Raw genomic sequence first — 15,548 nt, 5'->3', positions numbered from 1 at the left:
CACCCAGCGCGATAGGTTGAGCGTGTCGCGTGACGACTCGCGGTTACGGCTGCGTTTCCGCAGGTCAGCCCCGATTGGTTGTACCACTTTGGCGGCATGGGAAATTCATTCCGTACAGCCGAACGAGTGAACGAATGTCATCCCCCATTTTTCGTGCTTGCGGCTTCCTGCCCGGCTCATTACCGTCATTGCCACGGCCGCAGAAAATAACCCCGGCGATACAAAGGCCGCGTCCCGTCCTTCGTTGTGAGCTGCCCCCCAGTGCACGGGTGAACGGGAAACGCCGTAGGCCGCCGGATGTCCGGGTGGGAGCAGGCGTTCCGCGCCGTTGCCTGCTCCCACCCGGTGCGGCGCTTTTACGAACCCGGCTCGTTTCGCGGACTTCTGTCCGGTTTCGGCCGCGAGTTCTCCTTGACCCGCCTCGCTCTAGTCCAGGTGCGCGGTGTCGTTCACCAGGCGCACCGAGGCGTTGCCGTCCGGGTAGAACTCGGCGATGGAGATCGAGGCCAGGTCCAGGTGCAGCCGGAAGAGCAGCTGCGGGCCGACGTCCAGGGCCAGCCGGAGCAGCGATTTGATCGGGGTCACGTGGCTGACCAGCACCACGGTCTGCCCGGCCCGAGCGGCCAGCACCTCGTCCCTGGCCCGCGCGACCCGGCGGTGCACCTGGTCGAAGCTCTCCCCGCCGGGGGTGGGCACGGTCGGGTCGGCCAGCCAGCGGGCGTGCAGCGCGGGGTCCCGCCGCGCGGCCTCGGTGAAGGTCAGGCCCTCCCAGGCGCCGAAGTTCGTCTCGACCAGCCCCTGGCTGATCTCCGGGGCCAGCCCGAGCGCGTCGCCGACGGCCTGGGCGGTCTGCCGGGTACGCGTCAGCGGGGACGCGATCACCGCGCTGACCTCGGTGAACGAGCTGAGCCGTTTGGCGGCGGCCGCTGCCTGCCGCCTGCCGATCTCGGTGAGCTGTGGGTCGCCGAGGCCGGAGTAGCGGCGCTGGGCGGACATCTCGGTCTGCCCGTGCCGGAGCAGGATCAGCCGGGTCGGCGTGCCCTTGGCCCCGGTCCAGGACGGCGGTGCGGCCTGGGTGGCGCTGTCCGGCTGGGGTACGGCGGTGAGGTCGGGCAGCGGGCTGTCCGCGCGTTCGATCCGCGGGGTGCCGCTGGCCTGGGCGTCCATCGCCTCGTTGGCCAGCCGGTCCGCGTCGGTGTTGCGTTCGCGCGGGATCCAGGTGTAGCCGACCCAGTCGAATCCGGCGGCCAGCCGCTGGGCCTCGCGGGCCAGTGGCTGCAGCGCCGGGTGCTTGATCTTCCAGCGGCCCGCCAGCTGCTCGACCACGAGTTTGGAGTCCAGCCTGCACTCCACCTCGGTCGCGCCCAGCTCGGCCGCGGCCCGCAGCCCGGCCAGCAGGCCCTGGTACTCGGCCACGTTGTTGGTGGCCTCGCCGATGCCCTCGGCGCGTTCGGCCAGCACCTCGCCGGTGCCGGGGTCCTTGACCACCGCGCCGTACCCGGCGGGACCGGGGTTGCCCCTGGACCCGCCGTCAGCCTCGACGAGCACCCTCACAGGCCGGACTCCGCGGTGCGCACCAGGATCGCGCCGCACTCCTCGCAGCGGGCCACCTCGTCCCTGGCGGCCTCCTTGAGCTTGCTCATCGCGATCCGGTCCAGCTCCAGCCGGCAGGCGCCGCAGCGGCGGGCCTTGAGCAGCGCGGCCCCGGTGCCGCCCTTGGACCGGATCCGCTCGTAGAGGGTGACCAGGTCGGTGGGCAGGCCGGCCAGCACGGTCTTGCGCCGGTCGCCGGAGCGGGCCTCGATGGTCTCCAGGTCGGCGAATGCCTCGTCCCGGCGGCGCTGGGCGTCGGCCAGCTTCTCCTGGGCCAGGCCGTCCTGGGCGCGGGCGTGCTGCACGTCCATCTCGACGGCCTCGCGCCGCTCCATCAGCTCCAGGGACTCGTCCTCCAGGATGCCGCGGCGGCGGGCGAGGGTCTCCAGCTCGTGCTGGAGGTCCACCGAGCGCTTGGCGTCGGCGGAGTTGAGCAGGGTGCGGTCGCGCTCCTCGCGGGCGCGGACCTGGTCGATCTCGGAGTCCAGCCGCTTGGCGTCCCGGTCCAGGTCGGCCAGGGTGGTCTCCACCGCCACCACCGCGTCCTTGCGGGTGCGCAGTTCGGTTTCGGCGGTGACGATCTCGGCCAGCTCGGGCAGGGTGCGCCGCCGGTGGGTGGCGCGGTTCAGCTCGGCGTCGACCTCGGCGAGGTCGAGCAGCCGCTTCTGCACGGCGGGATCGGCTTTCACGCGGGGGTCCTCCCTGTGGCGGACGCGGCCAGCGTCCACGGATCGGTGCGTCGGGTGGAGACGTGGACGTCGACCGTACCGGGGAACGCCCGGCGGATGACGTCGGCCGCCTGCGCGCACCACGGCCATTCGCTGGCCCAGTGCGCGACGTCGACGAGCATGGGGGTGTCTGCCCCGGCGAGGTGTTCCCCGGCCGGGTGGTGTCGCAGGTCGGCGGTGACATAGGCGTCCACGCCGGCCCTGGTCGCCGCGCGCAGCAGCGAGTCGCCCGCGCCGCCGCACACCGCGACGGTGCGCACCGGGCGTTCCGGCTCGCCAGCGGCGCGCACGCCCCAGGCGGTCTCGGGCAGGGCGAGCGCGACCCGCTGCACGAACGCGCCGAAGGGTTCGGCCTCGGCCAGTTCGCCGATCCGGCCGATACCGCGGCTGGAGGGCTCCTCGGCCAGTTCGTGCAGGTCGTAGGCGGGGGTCTCGTACGGGTGGGCGGCGTGCAGGGCGGCCAGCACCGCACGGCGGCGGTGCCGGGGCAGCACGGTCTCGATCCTGGTCTCCGGGCCGCGGTGCAGTTCACCGTGGCGGCCCGCGGCCGGGTCGGCGGCGGCGATCGGCCGGAACTGGGCGGTGCCCTCGTGCAGGAAGGCGGCCTCGCGGTAGTCGCCGATCGCGGCCGCCCCGGCGGCGAAGAGCGCGTCCAGGAGCTTGTCGGTGTGCCCGGCCGGCACGATCACGCTGAGCGCGTCCAGCGGGTCGGCGGGTTTGGCGTCCAGTGGGCCGGTGACCCGCAGGCCCAGTGCCTCGGCCAGTGCGTCGGACACGCCGGGGTCGGCGGAGTCGGCGTTGGTGTGCGCGCACAGCAGCCCGGCGCCGTTGCGGATGAGCTTGTGCACCAGGCGGCCCTTGGCGTCATCGGCGGGCACGCCGTGCACACCGCGCAGCAGCAGCGGGTGGTGGGCGAGCACGAGCTGCGCGCCGAGTTCGATGGCTTCGTCCACTGTGGACTCGACCGGGTCCACGCAGACCAGCACCCGGTCGACGGGTTCGGCCGGATCGCCGCACACCAGGCCGACCGCGTCCCAGGACTCGGCCAGTTCGGGCGGGTAGGCCGCCTCGATCGCGGCGACCACCTCGGCCAGTGTCGGGCTCATCCCTGCTCCCCCTCTTCCCGCAACACCGTCTGCAACGCCTTGAGCAGCACCGCGGCCTGCTCCGGCGGGCGCACCGCGACCCGCAGGTGGGTGGCGTCCAGGCCGGGGAAGGTGTCCGCGCGACGCACCGCGACCCCCTGTTCACGCAGCTCCAGCCGCACCCGCTCGCCGTCGGCGACCCGCAGCAGCAGGAACGGCCCGGCGGCCCCTCCACACACCTCGACCCCGGGCAGTTCGGCCAGTGCCGCGGCCATGGCGCTCCGGTGCGCCACGCCCTCGCGGGCGGCGAGGTCGGCCTCCCGCACGGCTTCCGGGGCGCAGCAGGCCTCGACCGCGGTCAGCACCAGGCTGCCCACCGGCCATTGTGGACGGTGCGCGGCCAGCCGGGCCAACAGCTCCGGCGCGCCGAGGGCGTATCCGGCGCGCAGTCCGGCCAGGCCCCAGGTCTTGGTCAGGCTGCGCAGCACCAGCAGCCCTGGAATGTCCGCTCCCGCAACGGATTCCGGCTCACCGGGCACCGCGTCGGCGAATGCCTCGTCCACCACCAGCACCCGGCCGGGCCTGGCCAGCGCACGCAGGGTCTCGGCCGGGTGCAGCACCGAGGTCGGGTTGGTCGGGTTGCCCACCACCACCAGGTCGGCGTCCTCGGGCACCAGCTCGGGCCGCAGCGCGTAGCCGTCCTCGGGACGCAGCCGCACCCTGGTCAGCGGCACCCCGGCGTCCAGCAGGGCCACATCGGGCTCGGTGAAGGAGGGGTGCACCACCGCGGCCAGTCCCGGCGCCAGCCGGGGCAGCAACGCGAACCCCTCGGCCGCCCCGTTGAGGATCAGCACCTGCTCGGGCGAACGGCCGTGCCGGTCGGCGGCGGCCACGCGGGCGGCCAGCTCGTCCTCGGCCCCGGGGTAGCGGCCAAGGCCGTCCAGTGCCTCGGCGAGCCGGGCGCGCAGCCAGTCCGGCGGGCGGGGCAGGCGCACGTTGACCGCGAAATCGGCGAGTCCCGGCGCGGCCTCGGCATCGCCGTGGTGGCGCAGTCGCGCGCGCTCGAAGTCCTCGCCAGTCATCGCGGCGAGTCTAAGCCGCCCGACGAGTGGCCGATGACCAGTCGGGGCCCGGCCGCGACACTCGGCTGATGGACGATCACGCCGGACTCTCCCGCCGCCGCCTGCTCGGCGTCTCCGCGGCCGCCCTCGGCGGTCTGGCCCTCGGTCAGGCCCCGGCCGCCGCCGCCGACTGGCCGGCGATCTTCTACGCCCCGCACCAGGACGACGAGTCGATCGCGATGGCGGGCGCGATCCGGGCGCACAAGGAGGCCGGGCGGCCGGTGTACCTGGTGCTGCTCTCCCGCGGCGAGAACGGCGGGCTGATCGACATCATCAACGGCAACTGCAACCTGGGCGCGGACTGCCCCTCCGGTGATCCCGGCCACCGGATCGAGCTGAGCCTGGACGACATCGTGGCCGCGCGCACCGCCGAGTTCACCGCGGCCGCGCACCGGCTTGGCGTGGACCGGGTGATCAACATGCAGCATCCGGACAGCGCCTGGACCGACTACCCCGGGTTCGTCCAGTACGTCCGGGAGACCATCCTGGACTTCGAGTCCCGCCACCCCGGCGCCTCGCACAAGCTGGTCAGCGGCTGGCGGGATGTCATCCACGGCGGCGATCCCGCCGACCCCAACAAGACCCACGCCGCCTGCCGGGACGCCGCGGAGAGCCTGCGCGAGCGGATCAGCGACTTCCGCTACTACTGGGTCTACGGCTACACCTACCCGCCAGCCGAGCGCACCGCCGACCACGTGGTGCCGCTCACCCCGGCCCAGCACGCCCGCAAGCGCCAGGCGCTGGCCGAGTACCGCCACTGGGATCCGGCAAACGGCCGCTACGCGCTGGGCTACCACAGCGTGCGCCTGATGATCGATCCCGCCGCCGCCGATCCGCACGAGTACCTCGATGTACCGCGATGACGGAGACTGAGCCGGTGCACCTGAGCTTCGTCTGCACCGGCAACATCTGCCGGTCCCCCATCGCCGCGATCGTCTTCCGCGAGCACCTGCGCCGGGCCGGGCTGGCCGAGCGGGTCAAGGTGACCAGCGCGGGCACCGGGCCCTGGCACATCGGCGAGCAGGCCGACCACCGGGCCCGCGCGGTGCTGCTCGAACACGGCTACCCGGCCGAGCACACCGCGGCCCAGGTCGGATCGGCGCACGCGGACGCGGACCTGTTCCTGGCCCTGGACGCCGGGCACCAGCGCGAACTGCGCCGCCTGGTCACCGGCGAGGTCCGGCTGCTGCGCTCCTTCGACCCGGCCGCCGGGGACGATCTGGACGTGCCCGACCCGTACTACGGCGGCCGGGCCGATTTCGCCGAGGTGCTGGGCATGGTGGAGGCGGCCGTGCCCGGCCTGCTGGACTGGGTGCGGAAGAAGCTGTGACCGCGGCCGCCGCGATCACCCGGCTCACCGGCGTCGACGCGGTGCAGGTGACTGCGGCCGGGGGCAGTGCGGCCGAGGTGTTCCGGGCCCGGCTGGCCGACGGGCGGCAGGTGGTGGCCAAGTCCGCGGCGGCCGGCAGCAGCGTGGCCGAGGCGGCCGGGCTGAGCTGGCTGGCCGCGGCGGACGCGGTGCCGATCCCGGCGGTGCTGGGCCACGACCAGACCTGGCTGGTGCTGGACTGGGTGCCGCCCGGCGAACCCACGCCGGCCGCGGCCGAGCGGTTCGGCCGGGAACTGGCCGCGCTGCACGCCAGCGGCGCGACCGCCTTCGGCTGCCCACCACCCGGCGGTCCGGCGGATGCCTGGATCGGCGCGGCCCCGATGCGCAACGAGCCGCACGACGACTGGCCGGAGTTCTTCGCCACCCAGCGCCTGGAGCCCTACCTGCGCACCGCCGACCTGCCCGATCCGCGGCCGGTGCGCGCGGTGTGCGAGCGGATCGCCGAGTACGCGGGACCGCCCGAGCCGCCCGCCCGGCTGCACGGCGACCTGTGGTCGGGCAACGTGCTGTGGGGCGCCGACGGGGTGCACCTGATCGACCCGGCCGCGCACGGCGGGCACCGGGAGAGCGACCTGGCCATGCTGGCCCTGTTCGGCTGCCCGCACCTGGACCGGATCCTGGGCGCCTACCAGGAGGTGGCCCCGCTGGCGCAGGGCTGGCGGGACCGGGTTCCGCTGCACCAGCTGTTCCCGCTGCTGGTGCACGTGGTGCTCTTCGGCGGCTCCTACGGGCAGCGGACGGTGGCCGCGGCGCAGGCGGTCCGGGGGCGGCCACCGAGCGGGTGAACGCGCCCCCTACCGTGGAGGGGTGCGTTGGAAGTTCCTGCTGCGACCGGGCTGGCTGGCCCTGATCGGGTTCGTGCTGCTGTTCTCGGCGGCCTGCCTGTGGATCCTGGCCCCCTGGCAGTTCCGGCAGGACGAGCGCAGGGAGACGCAGAACTCGGCGATCACCGGCTCGCTGGAGACCGAGGCGGTCGACTACGAGACCGCGCTGCCACCGGGTACCGACCCGGCGGCGAAGCAGTGGCTGGTGGTCAAGCTCACCGGGCGGTACCTGCCCGAGGCGGAGACGCTGGTGCGGCTGCGCAAGGCCGAGGGCAAGGCCGCCTTCGAGGTGCTCACCCCGCTGCGCACCGACTCCGGGCAGACCGTGATCGTCAACCGCGGCTACATCAAGGTCCAGCAGGGCACCAAACCGGTGGCCTACGACGCCGCGCCGAGCGGTCAGGTCACCGTGATCGGCCGGGTCCGCGGCAGCGAGATCGACCCCGGCCGGCAGGACGTGCTGGACCAGGACGGCAAGCGGCAGATCTACACCATCGACCCCACCGTGCTGGGCAAGGCCGTCGGCCTGGACCTGCGGCCCGGCTACGTGCAGCTCAACGAGGGCCAGCCGGGCGTGCTCGGCCTGCTGCCACTGCCCAAGCTGGAGGCGGGGCCGTTCTTCTCCTACGCCCTGCAGTGGATCGCCTTCGGCCTGATGGCCCCGGTCGGGCTCGGCTTCCTGCTCTGGCGGGAGGCGCACCCCGAGTCGGAAGAGGACGACGAGGACGAGCCGGACGAGGACGACGACGCGGACTCAGACCCGGTGCCGACGCCTGCGCCGCAGACCGCCGATCGCTACGGCGGCCGTCGCTGAGGCCAGCGCGGACAGCCCGCCGACCACCCTGGACAGCTCCACCGCCCTGGTGACGTGCCCGGAGTCGGGGTTGCGCCCGTCACCGAGCACCGGCCGCTCCTCCGCGCCGTGCCGGTACACCGTGCGCCCGCCGAGACGGATCTCCAGCGCGCCCGCGAAGGCCGCCTCCACCTGCCCGGCGTTCGGGCTGGGGTGCGCCGAGGCGTCCAGCCGCCAGGTCCGCCAGGCGTGCTTGGCCGAGCCACCGACCACCGGCGCGCCCAGCGCGGTCAGCATCGCGGCCAGCCGGGAGGGCGCCAGGTTGACCACGTCGTCCAGCCGGGCCGCGGCCCAGCCGAAGTTGCGGTAGCGCGGCGAGCGGTGCCCGACCATCGCGTCCAGGGTGTTGATCGCCCGGTAGGCCAGCAGGCCGGGCACCCCGGCCACCGCACCCCAGAACAACGGCGCGACCTGGGCGTCGGAGGTGTTCTCCGCCACCGACTCCACGGTGGCCCTGGCCAGTCCGAGCGCGTCCAGCGCCGCCGGGTCGCGGCCGCACAGGTTGGGCAGCCGGTCCCTGGCCTCGTCCAGCCGCCCGGCGTCGAGCGCGCGGGCCATCAGCGTGCCCTCACCGGCCAGCGAACAGCCGCCGAGCACCGCCCAGGTGGCCACCGCGGTGGTCGCCGCCTGCAGCACCGGGGAGTGCTTGCCGAGCTTCTCCGCGGCCACCCCGAGCAGCACCGCGCCGCCGGTGAGCAGCACCACGTGCACCACCCCCGGCGCCCGGTGGTCCCGGTAGAGCACCTTCTCCAGGCCGGCCGCGACCGTGCCGAAGGCGGCCACCGGATGGCCCCGCCGGGGGTCGCCGACCACCACGTCGGCGGCCGCACCCAGCAGCAGACCGATCGCCCGAGCAGCGCCGCTCATCCCCCATACCCCCTGTGTCCCGGAAGTCCGACGGGTGACGTTAGCGCGCCTGGGGACCCACGATTCTGCCTGGCCAGCCTCAAGCCTCTAATGTGGCCGTCCGTGACTCATGGCGACTCCACAGGCGGTGAGGGCCGGCTCCGGCTCTACTCCTACCTCAACGCTGAGCACACCAGGACCTACGTGGCGATCATGCGGTTGTTCACCGCGACGCTGCTGCCCGACCTCTCCCCCAACGAGGTCGCCGCCGCGCTCAAGCCACTGGAGCGCGAGGGCCGCCTGGACATCGGCGAATCCGATCCCGACACCGTGGCCGACCGGCTGAAACGGCTCAAGGACTGGGGAAACCTGGTGCAGGGGCGGCGGGAGACGATCGCCTCCAGCATCGCCGAGTTCGTCCGCGGCGCGTTCCGGTACCAGATCAACAAGCTCGCGGTGCGGGTGCAGCGGGACGTCGACGAGCTGCTCCGGGTGCCGGAGGGCGCGCGCGAGGTCTCCCGGGAACTGCTGCCCGCGATCGAACGCGGCCTGTCCAAACTGGGCGGCACGCTCTCCCAGGCCATGGTCGCCGAAGCGCAGGCGCCCAGCGCGGCCAGTGCCAAACGGGCCAAGGAGGAGCTGGCCGAACAGGTCACCACGCTGTTCCTGCAGCACGCCGAACTCGCGGTCACCGTGCGTGACTTCTACGCGTACCTCGGTCAGGTGGTCACCCGGTTCCACCTCGACCCGGAAGAGATCTCCGGCTTCCGCAACCTGCTGGTCGAATACATCCAGATGGTCGTCGAGGACGTGTTGCGGCACACCCCGGCCATCGCCGAGTCCCTGGCCGGACTCGCCCCGGCCCGCGGGGAACTGCTGCGCATCCTCGGCCCCACCGAACGCCTTGGCATCGCCGTCGAACGCGGCCGCGGCCGCTCGGAGACCGACTGGCGGGAGCTGACCGACTGGTTCGCCGACCGGCCAGGCCGCCCCAGCCAGGTCACCGCGCTGCGCGAGGCCACCGCCCGCGCCATCGGCTCCCTGCTGGCCAGCGTCAAACGGGCCACCGCCGGCGGTGGCCTGCTGCCCAGCCGCCGCGCCGAACTGCTGCAACTGGCAGGCTGGCTCGACTCGGCCGGACCGCACCGCTCGCACGAGCTGTACGCCGCCGCCTTCGGCCTCTACTCCGCCCGGCACCTGCTGCCCGCGCCCGAACACGACGGCGACGACGAGCACACCCCGTGGCGGGACGGCCCGGTGGTCGAGGTCAACGTCAGCGTGCGCAGCCGAGGCGACCGCGGCGCCCGCGGCCGCGCCTCCCGCATCCAGGACGACCCGATGCTGCAGGAAACCCTGCTCGCCCAGGCACGGGAGGCGGACCGGCAGCGGGCCGCCGCGGTCGCCGAACTCAGCGCCGCCGCCCCCGCGCTGGCCCAGAGCAACCTCTCCGCCGAGGCCCTCGAGGTGCTCTGCGAACTGCTCACCATGGCCATGGCCCAGCGGGAACGCGACACCGACACCGGCTCGGCCGCCGACCCGGTGCACGGACTGCGACTGACCATCAACCACGTCCCCGACCAGGTGACACAGATCGCCACATCGGGTGGAGTTCTCACCCTGCACCACGCCAGCGTCCAGCTGGGGGGCCAGGCATGAGCCGCAAACCCAGCGGGATCGGCATCCTGGACGAACTCTCCGACATCGACGCGGCCAACGTCACCCGCTGCGCGCGCACCCTGCTGCGCCGCCCGCTGCTGCGCGCCGACGGCCCGGACGGCGACCTGCTGCCGCTGGTCTTCCGGCACCGCAACGCCCTGCACGACCTGTTCGCCTCGCTGCTGGGCTACCGGCTGGTCGTGCAGCGCCGCTACGCCCGGCTCTACAAGGCGGGCCCCGGCGCCGACCCCACCCGCGGTGAGGCCGGGCTGTCCCCGCGCGGCTACGCCTACGTCGCGCTGACCATGGCCGCACTCACCGGCGTCGGCCGCCAGGTGCTGCTGTCCCGGCTGGTCAGCGAGGTGCGCGCGGCCGCGGTCGAAGCCGGCATCGAGGTCGTGGACGACCTGGGCGACCGGCGCGCGCTCACCGCCGCGCTGCGCCACCTGCTCGCCCTCGGCGTGATCACCGAGACCGAGGGCTCGGTGTCCACCTGGTCCGGCGATGCCATCACCGAGGCGCTGATCACCGTGGACACCGACGTGCTCGGCCACCTGCTGGCCGGACCGGTCGGCGAGGTGGACACCCCCGAGGAGCTGATCGGCAAGGCCGCCGAGGCCGGACCCGCCGGGATGGAACAGACCACCGAACACGCGGTGCGCCGCAAACTGGTGGAGAACCCGGTGGTCCTGCACGCCGACCTGCCGCCCGAGCAGGCATCCTGGCTGAAGAAGAACCAGCGCCGCGAATCCCTGCTGCTGGACCGCTGCTTCGGCCTGGTCACCGAGGCGCGGCTGGAGGGGATCGCGGTCACCGATCCCGAGGAATACCTCACCGACCTGGCCTTCCCCTCCTCCGGCACGGTCGCCAGGGTCGCGCTGCTGGCCCTGCCCGAACTGCTCGCCGAACACGAGGCCCGCGCCGACGGCCGCCACCCGGTGAGCAGGCAGCGGCTGCAACAGATCTGCGCCGAGCTGGTCGAGTCCTACCCGGCCGCCTGGTCCAAACAGGCCACCGAGGACATCGACGGCCTGGTCGACGAAGTGCTCGAACTGCTGGTCAACACCGGTCTGGCGCGCTGGGAGGAGCCCGACTGGCTGCTCTCCCCCGTCGCGCACCGGTGGGTGCCCGAACCCGATGACACCCCTGGCGGTCCCGCCGCCCAGGAAAAGGAAGAGGCGCCGCCGCCACCGGCGAGCTGGTCGCTTTTCGATGAGGAGGAACCCGCGTGAACCGCTGGCGGCTCAACCGGGGCGGCATCGTCAACATCTGGCAGTACGCCGAGCAGGAGTTCGACTTCTCCGGCGGCCGGGTGATCTTCCAGGGCACCAACGGCTCCGGCAAGTCCCGGACCCTCGAACTGCTGCTGCCGCTGTGCCTGGACGGCGAACTGCGGCAGATGGGTTCCAAGGGCTTCGACACGGTCAGCATCCGGCGCCTGATGCTCGATGACTACCAGGGCGGCCCGAACCGGATCGGCTACGCCTGGATCGAACTGGTCCGCAGCGACGACGCGGGTCAGGACGAGTACCTGACCTGCGGCATCGGCGTGAAGGCGTCCAAGACCTCGCAGCAGGTCAGCGACTCCTGGCGGTTCATCACCCCGTGCCGGGTCGGCAAGGACGTTCTCCTGGTCGGCGCGGACCGGGTGCCGGTCGGACCCGGCCAGCTGCGCGAACTGCTCGGCGCGGACGCGGTCCTGGAGGAGGCGGGCTTCCGGGCCCGGATCGCGGAAAGCGTCTACGGCGTGCCCGCCGACCGCTACGGCGACCTGCTGCACCTGCAACGCACCCTGCGCAACCCCGACGTCGGCCTCAAGGTCCTCGAGGGCCAGCTGGAGCAGATCCTCAGCGACGCGCTGCCGCCGCTGGAAGCCGGCCTGATCGAACGGCTGGCCACCTCCTTCGACGACCTGGAGTCCATCCGGGAGAACATCGTCCGGCTCTCCACCGCCGACGGCGCGCTGCGCACCTTCCTCACCGCCTACTCCGGCTACGCCCTCGCCGCGCTGCGCACCGCGGCCGACGGGGTGCGCGCCGCGCACGACACCCTGCAACGCCTGCTCGCCGAACTGAGCAGGCTGGAACGCCGCAAGGCCACCGCGCAGCAGGAACGCACCGCCGCCGACGCGGGCGTCGCCGCGCTGGAGGAGGCCGAGAGCGAACTGGCCATGCGGATCGAGGCGCTCAAGGCGCTGCCCGCCTACCAGGGCATGCGCGACCTGGCCGACCGGGAGAAGCTGGTCGCCAACACCCGCCGCTCCGCCGAGACCGCGCTGGAGGTGGCCAGCCGCCAGCGCGCCCAGGAGGACCGCGGCGTCGACTCGGTGCTCTCCGTGCTGGACCGGCTCGGCCGGGACACCGCCGCCGCCCAGGACCTCGCCGACCGGGCCGGCCAGCTGCTGCACACCGCGGGCCTGGACCGCGGGCTGTGCCCGGTGGTGCCGACCGTGCCGCCGGCCGAGGTCACCGAGACCACCGAACAGGTCAGGGCCAAGCCCGAGGCCACGGCCGCGGCACTGGCGGTCACCCGCCGCGCCGTGCCCGAACTGGACCCCGAGGAACTCCTCGACGGCCTGTCCACGGCCGCCGCGCAGGCCGCCGAGGCCGCCACCGAGGTGCGCCAGCGCGGCGCGCTCACCCTGATGCTGCACCAGCGCGCGCTGGAATCCGACCGGGCGCTGCGTAAGGTCGAGGAACTGCACCGCAACGCCAAGGACGCCCAGATCGGCGCCACCGACTCCGCTGGCAGGCGCAACCAGACCGCGCAAGAGCTGCGCGAACACGCCGAACACTGGGCCAACCAGGTCCGCGAATGGGCCGAGGCCGCGCCCGAGGGCGGCGCCGAGGCCGACCGGCCAGCGCCACCGCAACCGGAAAGCCTGGTCATCGACCGGGCCGGGGCACGGGCGGTACGCGAGGAATTCCGCCAGTGGGGCACCCCGCACCAGCAGTCCGCCACCCAGCGGGTCCTCGCCGCCGACCAGGCCTGCGCCACCGTGCGCGAGGGCATCCGGGAACGGGAGACCGAACTCGCCGCCCTGCGCCGCGGCCAGGAACGCGCCCCCGAACTGCCAGCAGGCGAGCGCCCGGCCGACCTGGGCGAGTCCTGCTACCGCCTGGTCGACTTCGCCGAGGGCCTTGCCGAGGCCGAACGGGCGGGGCTGGAAGCCGCGATGCAGGCCAGCGGTCTGCTCACGGCCTGGGTCCGCGCTGACGGCACCCTCGCCAAGGCCGGTGCCGCCGAGGTGGTCGCAGGCGTGCTGCACACCCCGGCCGACCTGGCCGCCGCGGTCGCCGCGCTGCCCCCGGTCACCGGCCGCTCGCTCGCCGAGGCACTCACCGCCGCCGCCGAACCGGACAGCCCCGTGCCCGCCGACCTGGTCAGCGGCCTGCTCTCGGCGATCGCACTGGCCGCCCCCGGCGAGGACCTGCCCGCCACCGCGCTGGCCCTGTCCACCGACGGCCGCTGGCGGGCAGGCGTGCTCTCCGGCTCCGCGACCAAGGAGGCCGCCGAGCACATCGGCGCCGGCGCCCGCGAGGCCGCCCGGCAGCGCCGCATCCTCGGCCTGGAGGACGAGCTGGAACAGCGGCGCGGCGAACTCGCCACCGCCCAGCAGCACCTGGAGGCCCTGCGCAGGCAGGCGACCGGCTGGGAGAAGCACCTGGCCGCCTTCCCGCACGACGACGAGCTGATCGCCGCGCACGCCCGGCTGGCCGGGGCCAAGGAGAGCGCCGAGGAGTCCGAGCACCGCGCGCTGACCCTGCGCGAGGAGCACTCGCACGCCGAGGACCACTGGCGGGCCGTGCAGTCCGAACTCACCCACGCCGCCACCGAGGCCGGGCTCTCCGCCGACACCGCCGCGCTGGAACAGGCGCACCGGGCCGCCGAACAGGTCCGCGGCACCGTGGACAGCCTCAAGGAAGCCCTCACCGAACGCTGCGCGGGCTCCATCCGCCAGCTCGCCGACGCCCTGCACAACCACCGGGTCGCCCTCGGCGACCGGGAACAGGCCGAGGCCCAGGCCGAATCCCGCTGCGCCGAGTACGCCGAACAAGCTGCCGCGCTGGCCGAGCTGACCTCGGCCATCGGCGGCGAGGCCAAGCAGGTCGCCGAATCACTGGCCACCCTGGAGGCCGAGCACAAGCGGGCCAAGACCGACCTGCCCGGCGCGCGCGAGCGGGTCGCCGAGGTGCGCGAGGAAGCCACCAAGATCGCCACCCTGCTGGAGACCAAGCAGCAGCAGCGCACCGGCCGTCAGCAGGAGGTCAGCACCGCCGAGGCCGCGTTCCGGGACACCCTGGCCGCCCCCGGCGTGTGGAGCGCCGCGCTGCCGGAGGCCGAGGCCCCGGACACGGAGAACCTGCTGGCCACCGCCGAACGCCTGGGCGCGGCCGAGGACCGCCGCCCGGCCAGCGAGGGCACCGTGATCGGCCGCCTGCAGGCCCTGCAGTCCGCGCTGGCCGGTTCGCACAACATCACCGCGGAGACCACCGCTGGCATCCTCACCGTCACGGTCACCTCCGAGGACGGCCCGCGCCCGGTCGCCGACGCCGCCGCCCTGGTCGCCACCCGCCTCGGTGACCAGCGCGGTTACCTCGGCGAGCGGTACCAGGAGATCTTCTCCGATTACCTCATGCGCGACCTGGCCGAACGCCTGCGCAGCCAGATCGCGGTGGCCGAGGACCTGTGCCGCCGGATGAACGAGGTCCTGGACCGGGCCCGCTCCAGCCAGGGCGTGCACGTCCAGCTGGAATGGCGCCCCTCGGCCGCGCTGGACGAGGCCACCAGGGACGCCCTGGAACTGGTCCGCACCCCCTTCGCCCAGCGCAGCCAGGACCAGGACGCCACCCTGCGCCGCGCCTTCACCGAACGCATCGAGGCCGAACGCGACGCCCACTCGGCCGGCTACGCCGAGATCCTCGGCCGGGCCCTGGACTACCGCTCCTGGTACTCCTTCACCGTCCGGGTCCGCGACACCGGCCCGGACAGCAAGCCCAGGGTCCGCCGCCTGCGCCAGCTCTCCTCCGGCGAAACCCGCCTGGTCTCCTACGTCACCCTCTTCGCCGCCGCGGCCAGCTTCTACGACGCGGTCAGCGCGGGCGAGGAAGGCTGGTTCCCACTCCGCCTGGTCCTGCTCGACGAGGCATTCGAGCGCCTCGACGACCCCACCATCGCCCGCATGCTGGGACTGCTGGTCGACCTGGACATGGACTGGATCATCACCTGGCCCAGTGGCTGGGGCGTCTCCGGCAAGATCCCGCGCATGCACATCTACGACGTGCTCCGCCCCAAGAACGGCGGCGGCGTCGCCTGCACGCACACCACCTGGGACGGAGCGGGGCTGGACCGGGAGGACGTCTAGCCCGGCGGTGGCGATATGTCCCGTTCACGATCGGGTACCTCTTAAAACTGAATCTCGTCGTCCATTCGTAGGGTTATGGCGATAAGT

General features: G+C 73.5%; 12 protein-coding genes. 7 read left to right on the top strand and 5 right to left on the bottom strand.

What is annotated here, in order from left to right; translation table 11 throughout:
* Window positions 1-426: 426 nt before the first annotated feature.
* Genes HNR67_RS13545 through cobC form a run of 4 tightly spaced genes read right to left on the bottom strand, consistent with a single transcriptional unit; the run spans window position 427 to window position 4,488 of the window.
* Window positions 427-1,548 (bottom strand): bifunctional RNase H/acid phosphatase, encoded by a 1,122-nt coding sequence (locus HNR67_RS13545; protein WP_185010590.1) that lies wholly within the window; start codon window positions 1,546-1,548, stop codon window positions 427-429.
* A 2-nt stretch (window positions 1,549-1,550) separates the two neighbouring features.
* A complete protein-coding gene (locus HNR67_RS13540; protein WP_185002383.1) occupies window positions 1,551-2,282 on the bottom strand; it encodes a zinc ribbon domain-containing protein in 732 nt (243 codons plus the stop codon).
* Complete coding sequence (locus HNR67_RS13535; RefSeq protein ID WP_185002382.1) at window positions 2,279-3,427, bottom strand: Nif3-like dinuclear metal center hexameric protein; 1,149 nt, start codon at window positions 3,425-3,427, stop codon at window positions 2,279-2,281. The genes HNR67_RS13540 and HNR67_RS13535 overlap by 4 nt, the downstream gene beginning before the upstream one ends.
* The gene (gene cobC / locus HNR67_RS13530; RefSeq protein ID WP_185002381.1) at window positions 3,424-4,488 is read right to left on the bottom strand and encodes an Rv2231c family pyridoxal phosphate-dependent protein CobC; all 1,065 of its coding nucleotides are present in this window, start codon (window positions 4,486-4,488) and stop codon (window positions 3,424-3,426) included. The genes HNR67_RS13535 and cobC overlap by 4 nt, the downstream gene beginning before the upstream one ends.
* A 68-nt stretch (window positions 4,489-4,556) precedes the next feature.
* On the opposite strand from cobC, the gene HNR67_RS13525 reads away from it, so the two are divergent.
* The 4 genes from HNR67_RS13525 to HNR67_RS13510 are packed head-to-tail and all read left to right on the top strand — an operon-like array spanning window position 4,557 to window position 7,555.
* Window positions 4,557-5,390: a PIG-L deacetylase family protein gene (locus HNR67_RS13525; RefSeq protein ID WP_185002380.1), complete on the top strand. Its 834-nt coding sequence runs from the start codon at window positions 4,557-4,559 to the stop codon at window positions 5,388-5,390.
* The gene (locus tag HNR67_RS13520) at window positions 5,387-5,857 is read left to right on the top strand and encodes a low molecular weight protein-tyrosine-phosphatase (RefSeq protein WP_185002379.1); all 471 of its coding nucleotides are present in this window, start codon (window positions 5,387-5,389) and stop codon (window positions 5,855-5,857) included. Before HNR67_RS13525 ends, HNR67_RS13520 begins: the two co-directional genes overlap by 4 nt.
* Window positions 5,854-6,702 (top strand): fructosamine kinase family protein, encoded by an 849-nt coding sequence (locus HNR67_RS13515; protein WP_185002378.1) that lies wholly within the window; start codon window positions 5,854-5,856, stop codon window positions 6,700-6,702. The genes HNR67_RS13520 and HNR67_RS13515 overlap by 4 nt, the downstream gene beginning before the upstream one ends.
* A 22-nt stretch (window positions 6,703-6,724) precedes the next feature.
* Entirely contained in the window at window positions 6,725-7,555 is an 831-nt protein-coding gene (locus tag HNR67_RS13510) for an SURF1 family cytochrome oxidase biogenesis protein (protein WP_185002377.1), read from the top strand.
* Here HNR67_RS13510 and HNR67_RS13505 read toward each other — a convergent pair.
* A complete protein-coding gene (locus HNR67_RS13505; protein ID WP_185002376.1) occupies window positions 7,496-8,461 on the bottom strand; it encodes a cobalamin biosynthesis protein in 966 nt (321 codons plus the stop codon). The two genes, HNR67_RS13510 and HNR67_RS13505, sit on opposite strands and share 60 nt — an antisense overlap.
* Window positions 8,462-8,563: 102 nt before the next feature.
* On the opposite strand from HNR67_RS13505, the gene HNR67_RS13500 reads away from it, so the two are divergent.
* From HNR67_RS13500 to HNR67_RS13490, 3 genes are read left to right on the top strand one after another with little or no spacing between them, the layout of a single operon-like run.
* Window positions 8,564-10,096, top strand: coding sequence for a DUF2397 domain-containing protein (locus HNR67_RS13500; protein ID WP_312987176.1), 1,533 nt, complete (start codon window positions 8,564-8,566; stop codon window positions 10,094-10,096).
* Window positions 10,093-11,328, top strand: coding sequence for a TIGR02678 family protein (locus HNR67_RS13495; protein ID WP_185002374.1), 1,236 nt, complete (start codon window positions 10,093-10,095; stop codon window positions 11,326-11,328). The genes HNR67_RS13500 and HNR67_RS13495 overlap by 4 nt, the downstream gene beginning before the upstream one ends.
* Window positions 11,325-15,461: a TIGR02680 family protein gene (locus HNR67_RS13490; RefSeq protein WP_185002373.1), complete on the top strand. Its 4,137-nt coding sequence runs from the start codon at window positions 11,325-11,327 to the stop codon at window positions 15,459-15,461. Before HNR67_RS13495 ends, HNR67_RS13490 begins: the two co-directional genes overlap by 4 nt.
* Window positions 15,462-15,548 lie beyond the last annotated feature (87 nt).

This window comes from Crossiella cryophila, assembly GCF_014204915.1.
Classification (GTDB): domain Bacteria; phylum Actinomycetota; class Actinomycetes; order Mycobacteriales; family Pseudonocardiaceae; genus Crossiella; species Crossiella cryophila.
The sequence above is the reverse complement of the archived record's forward strand: the minus strand, read 5'-3'. Positions and strand labels throughout refer to the sequence as shown.

Coding starts and splice junctions, on each gene's coding strand:
- HNR67_RS13505 (WP_185002376.1), bottom strand. CDS start 8,461: ATGAGCGGCGCTGCTCGGGCGATCGGTCTGCTGCTGGGTGCGGCCGCC.
- HNR67_RS13495 (WP_185002374.1), top strand. CDS start 10,093: ATGAGCCGCAAACCCAGCGGGATCGGCATCCTGGACGAACTCTCCGAC.
- HNR67_RS13525 (WP_185002380.1), top strand. CDS start 4,557: ATGGACGATCACGCCGGACTCTCCCGCCGCCGCCTGCTCGGCGTCTCC.
- cobC (WP_185002381.1), bottom strand. CDS start 4,488: ATGACTGGCGAGGACTTCGAGCGCGCGCGACTGCGCCACCACGGCGAT.
- HNR67_RS13520 (WP_185002379.1), top strand. CDS start 5,387: ATGACGGAGACTGAGCCGGTGCACCTGAGCTTCGTCTGCACCGGCAAC.
- HNR67_RS13535 (WP_185002382.1), bottom strand. CDS start 3,427: ATGAGCCCGACACTGGCCGAGGTGGTCGCCGCGATCGAGGCGGCCTAC.